Raw genomic sequence first — 12,016 nt, forward strand, 5'->3', positions numbered from 1 at the left:
ACAGAGTTACGGCGGTCATGGCGAGAGGGAAACGCCCGGCAACATTCCGAACCCGGAAGCTAAGCCTCTCAGCGCCGATGGTACTGCCCTGGAGACGGGGTGGGAGAGTAGGACGCCGCCGGACAACACTTCAACGGATGGGGGTCAGAGCCACGTGCTCTGACCCCCATTCGTTTTCTTACGTCTGCCGCCAGCAGGAGGCTGTGCGCGGCGTCGAGCGAAGAGGTAACGCCAAATCATGACTGCTCCGCGACGCGGTTCCAGTAGCTCCGGGTCAGGGCGCGGTCCCCGCGATGGTCGTCAGCCGTACCGAGGCGACCGGCCTCAAGACGGCTCCCGTGGCGCTCTCGGTGGCAATGCCCGCGGTGACCGCCCTCAGCGTGGCGACTCGCAGGACCGGCGCCCCCATGGCGACCGTCCTCAGCGTCCGCAGGGTGATCGTCCCCGTGGTGACTGGCTGGACCGTCGTCCGCAGGGGGACCGTCCTCAGCGTCCGCAGGGTGATCGTCCCCGTGGCGATTGGCAGGACCGTCGTCCGCAGGGGGACCGTCCTCAGCGTCCGCAGGGTGATCGTCCCCGTGGTGACTGGCAGGACCGTCGTCCGCAAGGGGACCGTCCTCAGCGTCCGCAGGGTGATCGTCCCCGTGGCGACTGGCAGGACCGTCGTCCGCAAGGGGACCGTCCTCAGCGTCCGCAGGGTGATCGTCCCCGTGGCGATTGGCAGGACCGTCGTCCGCAGGGTGAACGTCCCCAGCGCGGCGATTGGCAGGACCGTCGTCCGCAGGGGGACCGTCCTCAGCGTCCGCAGGGTGATCGTCCCCGTGATGACTGGCAGGACCGTCGTCCGCAGGGGGACCGCCCGCAGCGTCCGCAAGGCGATCGTCCCCGTGGCGATTGGCAGGACCGTCGTCCGCAGGGGGACCGCCCGCAGCGTCCGCAAGGCGATCGTCCCCGTGGCGATTGGCAGGACCGTCGTCCGCAAGGTGACCGTCCCCATCGTCCGCAGGGTGACCGTCCCCGTGGCGATTGGCAGGACCGTCGTCCGCAAGGTGACCGTCCTCAGCGTCCGCAGGGCGACCGGCCCCGTGGCAATTGGCAGGACCGCCGTCCCGTCGGTGACCGACCGCAGCGTCCGCAGGGTGATCGTCCCCGTGGTGACTGGCAGGACCGCCGTCCGCAGGGGGACCGTCCCCGTGGCGATTGGCAGGACCGCCGTCCCGCCGGTGACCGACCGCAGCGTCCGCAGGGGGACCGTCCCCGTGGCGATTGGCAGGACCGTCGTCCGCAGGGGGACCGTCCTCAGCGTCCGCAGGGTGATCGTCCCCGTGGTGACTGGCAGGACCGTCGTCCGCAGGGGGACCGTCCCCGTGGCGATTGGCGGGACCGCCGGCCGTCCGACGACCGTCGCGGTGGGGCCGCGACGTCCGACCGTCGCCCGCCCGTGCCGGCTGGGCCGGAGATCCCCGAGTGGGCGGACCCCCGTGAGCTCGACCCCAGCATCCGTGCCGCGCTGCGCGGCCTGGACGCGCGGAACGCCACGCAGGTGGCGGGCCACCTCGTCGTCGCCGGCACCCTCGTCGACGAGGACCCCGTCACGGCGCTGGCCCACGCCCGCGCGGCACGGGACAGGGCGTCCCGGCTGGCCGTCGTCCGCGAGGCCGTCGGTGTCGCCGCGTACCACGCTGAGGACTACGCCGAGGCCGCCCGCGAGCTCCGTGCGTACCGGCGGATGAGTGGTGACCCGGGATACCGGGCCGTGCTCGCCGACTGCGAGCGAGCCATGGGCCGGCCCGAGGTGGCGCTGCGGCTCGTCGCCGAGGCTCTGGCGGAGAACCCCGACGCCGAGGAGACCGTCGAGCTCCGGCTCGTGGAGGCCGGAGCGCGACGCGATCTCGGTGAGCACGCGGCCGCCCGCATCGTCCTCGAGACCGCTCTCGGGGGCCGACCCGACCCGGCAGCCCTGGACGCGACCGACGAGGGGCAGCTGCGCATCGCCGCCGCCTACGCCGACCTGCTGCGCGACCAGGGTGACGAGGAGCGGGCCGACCAGTGGCTGGCCGCGGTCGCCGCCATCGATCCGGAGCTCGCCGGTGAGGACCTGCGCGTCGAGTTCACCGAGGTCGAGTTCTCCGAGTTCGACGACGAGGGGGGCGACGCCCTCGAGGACGGCCCCGAGGACGTGGCAGAGGATGCCGACGCCCTCGAGACGGTCGCCTCCGACGAGGCGGAGAACTCGGAGGTCGCCGGCGAGGCCCCGGCGCGCAGCTCGATGTCCTTCGACGAGGAGGTCGAGGCCGAGGTCGCCGAGCTCCTCGGCGAGACCACCCCGGACACCGGCGACACCGAGAACTGAGCGCGGGACGCCGGGTCCGTCCACATGCGGGCGCGGCGTCCACAGTCCGCCGGGACCGACCCCGGAACGGCGGGGGAACGGTCAGGCTCCGGTCATGACCATGGCCGTGATCGATCGCAACGACGTGGTGCTGCGCGGGCGGGTGTCCGCTCCTGCAGAGCTGCGCACGCTGCCCAGTGGTGACACCCTCCTGACCTTCCGGCTGATCGTGCGCCGGCCGGCTCCACGAGTGCGGGGGCAGTCCGTCGACGTGCTCACCTGCATCACCTACGACCGGGGTCTGCAGCGCCGCATGGCCGCCTGGCAGCCCGGGGACGTCGTCGAGGTGGAGGGCGCGCTGCAGCGCCGCTTCTGGCGCACCGGCTCGGGCACCGCCTCGGTGTGCGAGGTGAACTGCCGCCGCGGTCGGAAGGTCCCGCGCTCCGCCATCCGGAACGCCGAAGAGACGGCCTGACCGTGGGCTCAGTCCGCCAGCGGCCGGAACACCAGCCCGGTCCGGGGCTTCGGCACGAAGAGCGTGGACTTGCGCGGCATCCGCGCCCCCGCGCGCGCCACGGCGGCCACGTCGGTGGGCGAGGGAGCCCGCAGCAGCAGCGCGACACCGTTGCTGCGGACAGCCCCGCGCAGGGCGTCCTCGAGCCCGTGGGCGATCACGATCGAGTCCACGGTGTCGGGCCGCTGCCACAGGCGGCCGATCAATCCGTGGTGAGCGAGGACCACGTCCAGGTCCCGCCAGGCCGGCGGTGCCTCCGCCGGAACCGCGTCGCGCACCTCCTGCGAGGGCGCGGTCAGCCTGACGAGCCGCCGGCCGTCGGTGAGCAGGAAGCCGCGCTCGGCCGGATCGGCGAGCCACCTCCGCGCGGCCACGGCGACCGCATCGGGCGTCGAGCCGTCCTCCACGGGAACCTCGGCGGTGACGAAACCCGCGGCGGCGGAAGCCACGGCGCTCTCCAGCGTCAGCTCCGGAACCACGCGGTGGATCGGGTCCACGCGCAGGCCGCCGGCGCCCATCGGGGTCACCAGCGCCAGCACCGCGTCGCTGCCGCCGGCGCCCCGCTCGGTCCGGGCGTGGGCCCGCGCGGCCGCGAACCGGTGGTGTCCGTCGGCGATGACCGCATCGGTGCGCTCCAGCGCCTCGCGCACCGTCGTCACGACCTCCAGGTCGGTCACGCGCCAGAGACGGTGCCGGACGCCGTCGGCGTCCGTGAGCTCCAGCGTGGGCGGAGCGCTCCGGACGGCGGCGCCGATCTCGGTGAGGGCCGGCTCCGGGTCGTGCGCCAGGACGATCGGCTCCAGATCGGTGCCGGTGGCCGCGAGCAGAGCGCGCCGCCCCTCGACCGCGTCGGGGAACGTGTCCTCGTGCGGGAGCACCGCGGTGGATTCCGGGGGAGGCAGCGTGACGGCGCCCAGCCAGCCGCTGGTCACCGCACCGCCGTCGGCCGGAGCCAGGTCGTAGAGCCACAGTGCCGGGACGTCGTCGCGCTCCAGCACCCCGTCGGCCTGCCACTGGTGGAGCGTGGCGGCGGCCAGCTGGGTGGAGGAGCCGTTCCGGCCGGTCGGGACGTCCACGCGCGGCAGGATGAGCCGGACGACGTTGTGCGGGTCGGCGTCGGCCAGCCGATCCCGGCCCGCAGGCGTCACGAGGTCGTAGGCTGGCGAGCTGACGCGGGCCAGGTAGGCCGGGTCCCGGTGCCGGTAGGTCAAGGCCCGGAAGGGCCGGATCTGCAGTCCCGGTCCCGGCCGGTGCGACGGGGATCCTGCCGACGACGGGTGCACGACCAGAATCGTAGGAGCGGCACGTCCGGTCGCGGACGGGCGATCCCGCCGGAGCGGCGGGACCGGGTGCCGGAGGCCGACGGAGGGGGACTGCGATGCCGGACGCGGATCACTCGCGGGACGCGGCGGAACCGACTCCGGACGGCGGCGTCTACGAGTGGTACCAGCGCGGGCTCCAGCTCCTCACCGACCGCAACCCCGACGCCGCCGCGACGATCCTGGCGCGCGCCTCGGCCGCCGAGCCCGGGTCGCGGAGCATCCGCGAGGCGCTGGCGCGGGCGCAGTACGACGCCGGCCGCTACCGGGACGCGATCGACAGCTTCACGACCCTCATCGCGCTCAACCCGACCGACGACTACGCGCAGTTCGGGCTCGGCCTCGCCGCCGGTCGGGCGGGGGAGCTCGCGCTCGCGGCCGAGCACCTCGCCCTGGCTGCGGCCATGCGGCCCGACCTGCCGCACTACGCGCGGGCGCTCCGCGGTATCCGGGCCCGCCTCCTGCGGGAGACGGCGTGAGCGACCCCGCGGCGACGCCCGTGCCCCTCGCGGCCGGCTGCGAGCACCCGCCGTGCACCCGCTACGACGTCGCGCTGCTCGACCTCGACGGGGTGGTCTACATCGGCCCGGACGCCGTTCCGGGGGTCCCGGCCGCCCTGGCGTCGGCCCGTCGCGACGGCATGCGGCTCGGCTACGTCACGAACAACGCGTCTCGGACCCCCGAGGAGGTGGCCGCCCACCTCTCGGAACTCGGCGTGCAGGCCGCGGCGGAGGACGTCATCACCAGCTCGCAGGCGGCGGCGACCGTCGTGGCGCAACTGCTCGGTCCCGGCGGCCGGGTGCTCCCGGTCGGGGGGCCCGGCGTGCCCGCTGCCCTCACCGCAGCCGGCCTGACGCTCGTGACCTCGGCCGACGACGGTCCGGACGCCGTGGTCCAGGGCTACGGCAGGGAGGTCGGGTGGGCCCAGATCGCCGAAGCGGTCGTCGCCGTCCGCAACGGCGCCCGGCACGTGGCCACCAACGCCGACCCGACCGTCCCCTCCCCGCGAGGTCCGCTGCCGGGCAACGGGGCGCTGGTGGCGGTGGTCGAGGGGGTCACCGGAGTGCCGCCCCTGGTCACCGGGAAGCCGGACCCGGCGATGCACGCCGAGTGCGTCCGGCGTACCGGCGCGCGACGGCCGCTGGTGGTCGGCGACCGCCTGGACACCGACATCGAGGGGGCCCGGCGCGCGGACGCGGCCAGCCTCCTGGTGCTCACCGGGGTCACCGGTCCGGCGCAGCTCCTGGCCGCACGGCCCGATCGGCGCCCCGACCTGCTCGCCCCGGACGCCGCCGGTCTCCTCGTGCCGCACCCGCCCGTCGACGTCGACGGTCGGTCCTGGCGCTGCGGCGCGTGGACGGTCCGCGTCGGCGAAGCTGCGGTGCTCGAGCTCTCCGCCGGCGAGGAGCAGCCGACGGACGGCGACGGGCTCGACGGTCTCCGGGCGCTGTGCGTGGCCCACTGGAGCGCTCACCCGGACGACGGCGCACCCGCACGCGTCGTGGGGGCCGACGGCCGGGCGGCGGGGGTGCTGGACGACTGGGGCCTCACCGGCGACCACAGCTGACCCGCGGCGCCCGGTCAGAGCAGCTTGCGCAGCCTCAGCAGGTCCCGCAGGCCGGCTTCGAGCTTCACCCGACCGTCCTTCCAGGCGTCCCCGAACGCCAGCCGCCCGTCGGTGAGAGCGACCAGGTCGTCGCTGCTCATCGTCAGCCGGATGTCGGCCCTCGGGACGTCGGCCCCGTCGGGGACCGGGCGCAGATCCCGCACCGAGCCGGAGCTGAGCCGTCCGAGGACCACCTGCTCCAGGTCGGGGAGCCGGCAGGAGACGTTGCGGTCCAGGCCCGCCGCCGCCGGGTGCGCGGCGAGATCACCGAGGATCCCGGTGAGGGCGGTCATGCACTGGTCCATGGTGGCCACGGAGGCGGGTCTCCCGGGAGTGGGCGGCTGTTTCGGTCCACTGGACGCTATCGCGCCCTGCCGCCGACCTCGTCCCGTCGTGCCGGGCCGGTAGCCTCCGCAGGGGACGACGGGTGCGCGACCTGCCCTGCCGAACGCGTCCGGACGACCGCACCGACCACCCGAGAGGCGCACCATGACCGAGCCGAGCGCGCAGCGACCGGTGCCGGGCCCACCGCGGCCCGCGCCGCCGTCGACGCCCGCCCCGGACGCGCGCCCCGACCCCGCTCCGGGCGGTGCTCAGCAGGACCGGCTCGCCGGGCTGGAGGAGCTCCCCGTCGCCGAGCACGTCGCCGTCTTCGAGGCGGAGCACGAGCGGCTCCAGCGCGAGCTCGGCACGATCGACCCCCTCTGATGGCCCGTCGCTCCCGGCTCGACGCCGAACTCGTCCGCCGCGGTCTCGCCCGCTCCCGCGAGCACGCGGTCGCGCTGATCTCCGAAGGCCGGGTGACCGTCGGCGGCCAGGCCGCGACCAAGCCGGCCACCGGCGTCGAGGCCGGCACACCGGTCGTCGTGCGCACCGACCCCGACCAGCCCACCTTCGTCTCGCGCGGGGCGCACAAGCTGCTCGGCGCGCTGGAGGCACTCCCGGTGCCCGTGGAGGGCCGCCGCGCGCTGGACGCCGGCGCGTCCACCGGGGGCTTCACCGACGTGCTGCTCCGCCGGGGTGCGGCCGAGGTGGTCGCCGTCGACGTCGGCTACGGGGAGCTGGCCTGGTCGCTGCGCACCGACGAGCGGGTGCGGCTGTACGAGCGCACCAACGTCCGCACGCTGACCCCGGAGGAGATCGACGGGCCGGTGGACCTCGTCGTCGCCGATCTGTCGTTCATCTCGCTGCCCAAGGTGCTGCCCGCGCTCACCGCCTGCGCCCGGCCGGGCGCCGACCTGCTGCCGATGGTGAAGCCGCAGTTCGAGGTCGGGAAGGCGCGGCTGCCCGCCGGAGGCGTGGTGCGCGATCCCGAGCTGCGGGTGCAGGCCGTGCTCGAGGTGGGCCGCGCCGCCCAGGAGCTGGGCTGGGGGACCGCCGGGGTGGTGGCCAGCCCGCTGCCGGGCCCGGCAGGGAACGTGGAGTTCTTCCTCTGGCTGCGGTCCGACGCCGGGCCCATCCAGGAGGACGCCGTCCGACGAGCAGTCCAGGAGGGACCTCAGTGAGCGACTCGAGCACGGCAGGGCAGCAGGGCGAGGAGCGCCGCGTCCTCCTGGCCGTCCACACCGGCCGGAGCGACATCGTCGACCTCGCCCGCACCTCGGCCACCCGCCTGATGGAGGGCGGCATCGGGGTGCGCCTGCTGGACGACGAGGCCGAGGCGCTGGACATCCCGGGCGCCGAGGTGGTGGCGCCCGACGAGGCCGCGGCGAAGGGCGCCGAGATCGTCATGGTCTTCGGGGGTGACGGCACCTTCCTGCGAGCGGCCGAGCTGGCCCGCTACACCGACGCCGCGCTCATGGGCGTGAACCTGGGCCGTGTGGGCTTCCTCGCCGAGACCGAGCCGGAGGCGGTCGAGGAGACCCTCATCGCCATCGAGCGCTGCGAGTACTCCGTGGAGGAGCGGCTGGCCATCCGGGTCGACGTCCTGGACCGCGACGGCACCGTCGTCGGCGGCACGTGGGCGCTCAACGAGGTCTCGGTGGAGAAGGCCGAGCGCTCCCGCGTGCTCGACGTCGTCATCGCGATCGACGGCCGGCCGCTGACCAGCTTCGGCTGCGACGGCGTGCTCTGCGCGACACCCACCGGGTCGACCGCCTACGCCTTCTCCGCCGGCGGCCCTGTGGTCTGGCCCGACGTCGAGGCGCTGCTGCTCGTGCCCACCAACGCGCACGCCCTCTTCGCGCGCCCCCTGGTCACCTCGCCGAACTCGGTCCTCACCGTCGCGGTGCCCGCCGACGGGAACACCGCACGGGTGTCGGCCGACGGCCGCCGCACGGTCGAGGTGCCCGACGGCGGGCGGGTCGACGTCCGCCGCGCGAACCGCCCGGTGCGCATCGCCCGGGTGCACGCCGCGACCTTCGGCGACCGCCTCGTCGCCAAGTTCGGGCTCCCCGTGCGCGGCTTCCGCGACGCCCGGCACGCAGGGCCGGGCCACGAGCTGTTCACCAGCCGCAACGTGCTGGCCCGCGACGTCGTCACGGTCGACGGCGCGGGCGGGAGGGAGGTGGGCGGTGGCGACCCGCACGGCGACTCCTGACGCCCGTCCGGCACCCGCAGCGGGCCGACCGGCGCCCGGACGCCTCTCCGAGCTGCGCATCCGCGGTCTCGGGGCGATCGACGACGTCACCCTCGAGCTCGGGTCCGGGCTGACCGTCGTCACCGGTGAGACCGGTGCCGGCAAGACCATGGTCGTGACCGGGCTGACCCTGCTCTTCGGCGGCCGGGCCGACCCGGGGCGCGTGCGCGCCAGCGGGCGCGCCGGCGTCGAGGGCCGGCTGGAGCTCCCGCCCGGCTCGCCGGTCTGGGAGCGGGCGGCCGATGCCGGCGCCGACCCCGATGACGACGGCAGCCTGATCCTGGCCCGCACCGTCAGCGCGGAGGGACGCTCCCGCGCCTACCTCGGCGGGCGCAGCGTCCCGGTCGGGGTGGTCGCCGAGCTCTCCGAGAGCCTGCTCGCCGTGCACGGGCAGACCGACCAGCTCCGGCTGTCCCGTCCCGCCGAGCAGCGCCGCGCGCTGGACCGCTACGCCGGCCCCGCGCACCTCGACCTGCTCGAGCGCTACCGGGAGGCCCACCAGCGCTGGCGCGCGCTCACGGCGGACCTCGACCGGCGCCGCGGGCAGGCGCGCGAGCTCGCCCAGGCGGCCGACGTGCTGCGGCACGGCCTGGAGGAGATCGCCGCCGTCGCGCCCGAGCCCGGTGAGGACGAGGCGCTGGACACCCAGGCCAAGCGGCTGGCCGACGCCGACGCGCTGCGGGCCGCCGCCGACGAGGCGCGCCTCGCCCTGGTCGGCGACGTCACCGGCGACCTCGGTGGCACCGAGGCCCCCCAGGACGCCACCGCCGCGCTGGCCATCGCGGAGCGGGCGCTGGCCTCCTCCGACGACCCGACGCTGGTGATGCTGGCCCAGGACCTGGCCGACGCCGTCGCCGTCGTCTCCGACGTCTCCGCCCAGCTGGCCGGCTACGTCTCCGACCTGGACGCCGACCCGGCCCGGCTCGCCGAGGTGCTGGACCGCCGGGCGGCGATCACCGCGCTCGTGCGCAAGTACGCCGAGGCCGGCCAGGGCGCGTCCGGCGTGCTGGCCTGGGCCGAGGAGGCGCAGGAGAAGCTCGCACAGCTCGACGTCTCCGACGAGGCGCTCGACGCGCTGGCCGCCGACCGGGACGCCGCGCGCGCCGAGGTCGACCGGCTCGGCGGCGAGCTGTCGGCCGGGCGGCGCGCCGCCGCCGAAGGGTTCGCGGCCGAGGTGGGCGCGGAGCTGGCCGGCCTGGCGATGAAGAGCGCCCGCGTCTCCTTCTCCATCGACAGCCACCCCGAGGAGCCGGGGCCCGACGGGATCGACGACGTCGCCCTGCTGCTGGCCGCACACCCGGGCGCTCCGGCCCGGCCCGTGCACAAGGGGGCGTCCGGCGGTGAGCTGTCCCGCGTCATGCTGGCCATCGAGGTCGTGTTCGCCGGTGCCGATCCCGTGCCGGTCATGGTCTTCGACGAGGTCGACGCCGGCGTCGGTGGTCAGGCGGCCGGCGAGATCGGCCGCCGGCTGGCCCGCCTCGCCCGGGACCACCAGGTCGTCGTGGTCACCCACCTGGCGCAGGTCGCCGCCTTCGCCGACACGCACCTCGTCGTGGACAAGTCACCGGACACCGGCGCGGGCGTGACGGCCACCGACATCCGGTCGGTCCAGGAGGAGGACCGGGTCCGGGAACTGGCCCGGATGCTCTCCGGGCTGGCCGACAGCGACACCGGTCAGGCGCACGCCCGGGAGCTGCTGGCCGTCGCCGCGTCCGCTCGGTGACCCGGACCCCGGTCGGGTGACCGGGGGCTTGCGCCGGGGAGGGCGGGGGTAGGGCCGAGCGGTGAGTTGCTTCTCCTCGGTCGACGAGTCCGCGCACTACGGCTTCTCGGTCTGCATGCTCCTCGACCAGTACCGCGACCAGCTGCGGTGGGAGGACGGCGGGGTCGACGAGCTCGGCTCCGGGGACGCCACGGTCATCGCCGACGTCGTCCGCTCGCTGCCCGGGCTGCACGTGCACGGCCACGACATCAGCGCCCCGTCGGTGGAGAAGGCGCGCGAGAACATCGCCGAGCGCGGTGTGCCCGACCGGTACACCGTCGAGCTGGGCGACTTCTTCGACCAGGCCGACTCGGCCGGGGGCGTCCAGGCCCGCACCGTCATCTCCAACCCGCCCTACATCCCGGCACCCGACCGCGACATCCTCATGCCGGAGCTGTGGGGTGGGGTGCGCGGCAACGACCTGCTGCTGCAGCTGCTCAAGGCCGGCTACGACAACGTCATCGCCGCGGTGGCGAGCTACTCCGACCCGGCCGGCACCGTGCGCACGGCCGAGGACCTCGGCTACCGGGTGGTCAACTTCCTCGCCATGGCGCTGGACTTCGGGCCCTACAGCAGCGAGCCGAAGGTGCGCGAGCACATCCGCCGGCTGTGCGCCGAGGGTCACGGCTGGGCGGGGGAGGACGGGTACATGGTCGCCGTCGCCCTCTTCACCCGGGACGCCGACCTCCCCGCCGACCGCGGCGAGCAGCTGCTGCGTTGTCTCCAGATCACTGCGTGAGCTGACCGCGGCCAGGAGCCGTTCCCCGACTGCGCTGAGCCGTTCCCGACCCTTCTCGGGGACCCTCCGGGCCCGCCTCGGCGGGCCGCCTCGCGGGGCGGCTCCGTGACTCGCCTCGGGGAGCCTCCGGCCCCCGCTCGGCGAGTCACCGGCGCTTGGCGTACCCGGCGAGGCCGAACTGCAACAGGGCCAAGCCGCGACGTCCCTGACGGCGCAGCTCCGCCGCGAGCTCCGGCCCGCTGACGCCCGAGAGGACCCGGTCGCGGGCCAGCTCCAGCAGCGACGCGTAGAGCCCGAGCACCGCGTGCGCGGCCAGCCACGGCTCGATCTGCCCCGGACGGGCGCCGGTCTCCTCGGCGATCAGCTCGGCCAGCGAGTCGGTGAGCTCGCCCAGGATCTCCCGCTCGCGGGTCAGCAGCGTGCGGCTGCCCCGGATCACCCGGGCCATCTGCGCCACGCCGTCGGCGGCCTCCGGTGTGCCGAGCAGGCTCACCGCGGCCACCACGAAGCTGCCCGCGGCCGCGGCCACCGACTCGCCGGCCGGCCGGCGGCGCACCGCGTCGAGCAGGGCCGCGCGCATCGGCGGGTCGGCGTCGAAGACCAGCCCCTCCTTGACCGGGAAGTGGTTGAACACCGTCTTCTCGACGACGCCGGCGCGCTGGGCGATCTCCACGACGCTCACCGAGTCGAACCCGCGCTCGGCGAACAGGTCGGTGGCGGCGTCCACGATCCGCGCGCGGGTCTGCTGGCGGCGGCGCTCCCGGATGCCGGCGCCCCGCGTGCGCCGGGCCCGCGGAGGACCGGTCGGCTCGCCGTCGGTCACCGGTACCGGGGGAGCGGTCGCCACGACCTCGCCGGCCGGCTGCGCCGCCGGTGCCTGCGGGACCTCGGGAGCGGGGGCCGACGGCGCCTCGACCGACGGGGCTCCGACCGCGTTCGGCTCGACGGGACCGGGAACCGCCCTGATCCGGGCAGGCCCGACCGGCTCGGCCACGTCCTCCTCGTCCCGCTGGAGATCCATCGCCGTCGTCAGGGCACCCGCCACACCAGTCACGTGCGCAACGCTAGTCACGACTCGGTAACGGTCCCGCTGGACCGCCGACACGGTCACGACGGGCGTGTCGGCCCTTCGTGGTGTCGGGCACTGTGCGTGACTGAGAGATCGC

General features: G+C 75.3%; 13 protein-coding genes and 1 rRNA gene. 10 read left to right on the top strand and 4 right to left on the bottom strand.

What is annotated here, in order from left to right; all coding sequences use genetic code 11:
- Positions 1-7 precede the first annotated feature (7 nt).
- A 5S ribosomal RNA gene (gene rrf, locus DQ244_RS11305) occupies positions 8-124 on the top strand.
- A 150-nt stretch (positions 125-274) separates the two neighbouring features.
- On the opposite strand, the gene DQ244_RS19405 is transcribed toward rrf, so the two are convergent.
- Positions 275-1,048, bottom strand: a complete 774-nt coding sequence (locus DQ244_RS19405) for a hypothetical protein (protein WP_158544527.1) — start codon at positions 1,046-1,048, stop codon at positions 275-277.
- Positions 1,049-1,441: 393 nt separating this feature from the next.
- Between DQ244_RS19405 and DQ244_RS19410 the strand changes: the two genes are divergently transcribed.
- On the top strand, positions 1,442-2,353 hold the full coding sequence (locus DQ244_RS19410) for a tetratricopeptide repeat protein (RefSeq protein WP_158544529.1): 912 nt from the start codon (positions 1,442-1,444) through the stop codon (positions 2,351-2,353).
- A gap of 94 nt (positions 2,354-2,447) precedes the next feature.
- A complete protein-coding gene (locus DQ244_RS11315) occupies positions 2,448-2,807 on the top strand; it encodes a single-stranded DNA-binding protein (protein WP_113811598.1) in 360 nt (119 codons plus the stop codon).
- An 8-nt stretch (positions 2,808-2,815) separates the two neighbouring features.
- On the opposite strand, the gene DQ244_RS11320 is transcribed toward DQ244_RS11315, so the two are convergent.
- On the bottom strand, positions 2,816-4,129 hold the full coding sequence (locus DQ244_RS11320; protein ID WP_113811599.1) for a DUF1015 family protein: 1,314 nt from the start codon (positions 4,127-4,129) through the stop codon (positions 2,816-2,818).
- A 95-nt stretch (positions 4,130-4,224) separates the two neighbouring features.
- On the opposite strand from DQ244_RS11320, the gene DQ244_RS11325 reads away from it, so the two are divergent.
- Positions 4,225-4,644 carry a tetratricopeptide repeat protein gene (locus DQ244_RS11325; protein ID WP_113811600.1) on the top strand — a complete coding sequence of 140 codons (420 nt, stop codon included), beginning with the start codon at positions 4,225-4,227 and terminating at the stop codon, positions 4,642-4,644.
- Positions 4,641-5,732, top strand: a complete 1,092-nt coding sequence (locus DQ244_RS11330) for an HAD-IIA family hydrolase (protein WP_199580364.1) — start codon at positions 4,641-4,643, stop codon at positions 5,730-5,732. The genes DQ244_RS11325 and DQ244_RS11330 overlap by 4 nt, the downstream gene beginning before the upstream one ends.
- A gap of 14 nt (positions 5,733-5,746) precedes the next feature.
- Here the strand turns inward: DQ244_RS11330 and DQ244_RS11335 are convergent, their stop codons facing one another.
- A complete protein-coding gene (locus tag DQ244_RS11335) occupies positions 5,747-6,064 on the bottom strand; it encodes a sterol-binding protein (protein ID WP_233491336.1) in 318 nt (105 codons plus the stop codon).
- A gap of 196 nt (positions 6,065-6,260) precedes the next feature.
- Between DQ244_RS11335 and DQ244_RS11340 the strand changes: the two genes are divergently transcribed.
- The 5 genes from DQ244_RS11340 to DQ244_RS11360 all read left to right on the top strand — a co-directional run bounded on the left by DQ244_RS11340 (position 6,261) and on the right by DQ244_RS11360 (position 10,850).
- Entirely contained in the window at positions 6,261-6,479 is a 219-nt protein-coding gene (locus DQ244_RS11340; RefSeq protein ID WP_113811602.1) for a hypothetical protein, read from the top strand.
- A complete protein-coding gene (locus DQ244_RS11345) occupies positions 6,479-7,276 on the top strand; it encodes a TlyA family RNA methyltransferase (RefSeq protein WP_113811603.1) in 798 nt (265 codons plus the stop codon). The genes DQ244_RS11340 and DQ244_RS11345 overlap by 1 nt, the downstream gene beginning before the upstream one ends.
- Positions 7,273-8,310 (top strand): NAD kinase, encoded by a 1,038-nt coding sequence (locus tag DQ244_RS11350; protein ID WP_113811604.1) that lies wholly within the window; start codon positions 7,273-7,275, stop codon positions 8,308-8,310. The genes DQ244_RS11345 and DQ244_RS11350 overlap by 4 nt, the downstream gene beginning before the upstream one ends.
- Positions 8,285-10,072 (top strand): DNA repair protein RecN, encoded by a 1,788-nt coding sequence (gene recN / locus DQ244_RS11355; RefSeq protein ID WP_113811605.1) that lies wholly within the window; start codon positions 8,285-8,287, stop codon positions 10,070-10,072. The genes DQ244_RS11350 and recN overlap by 26 nt, the downstream gene beginning before the upstream one ends.
- Before the next feature lie 61 nt (positions 10,073-10,133).
- On the top strand, positions 10,134-10,850 hold the full coding sequence (locus DQ244_RS11360) for a methyltransferase (RefSeq protein WP_113811606.1): 717 nt from the start codon (positions 10,134-10,136) through the stop codon (positions 10,848-10,850).
- Between the two features lie 145 nt (positions 10,851-10,995).
- On the opposite strand, the gene DQ244_RS11365 is transcribed toward DQ244_RS11360, so the two are convergent.
- Complete coding sequence (locus tag DQ244_RS11365) at positions 10,996-11,904, bottom strand: TetR/AcrR family transcriptional regulator (RefSeq protein WP_113811607.1); 909 nt, start codon at positions 11,902-11,904, stop codon at positions 10,996-10,998.
- Between the last annotated feature and the right edge of the window lie 112 nt (positions 11,905-12,016).

Source organism: Blastococcus sp. TBT05-19 (assembly GCF_003319095.1).
In the GTDB taxonomy this organism is placed as follows: Bacteria; Actinomycetota; Actinomycetes; order Mycobacteriales; family Geodermatophilaceae; genus Blastococcus.

Excerpts from the sequence above, each read along its gene's own strand:
- DQ244_RS11315 (WP_113811598.1), top strand. The coding sequence starts at position 2,448 with ATGACCATGGCCGTGATCGATCGCAACGACGTGGTGCTGCGCGGGCGG.
- DQ244_RS11325 (WP_113811600.1), top strand. The coding sequence starts at position 4,225 with ATGCCGGACGCGGATCACTCGCGGGACGCGGCGGAACCGACTCCGGAC.
- DQ244_RS11335 (WP_233491336.1), bottom strand. The coding sequence starts at position 6,064 with ATGACCGCCCTCACCGGGATCCTCGGTGATCTCGCCGCGCACCCGGCG.
- DQ244_RS11340 (WP_113811602.1), top strand. The coding sequence starts at position 6,261 with ATGACCGAGCCGAGCGCGCAGCGACCGGTGCCGGGCCCACCGCGGCCC.
- DQ244_RS11345 (WP_113811603.1), top strand. The coding sequence starts at position 6,479 with ATGGCCCGTCGCTCCCGGCTCGACGCCGAACTCGTCCGCCGCGGTCTC.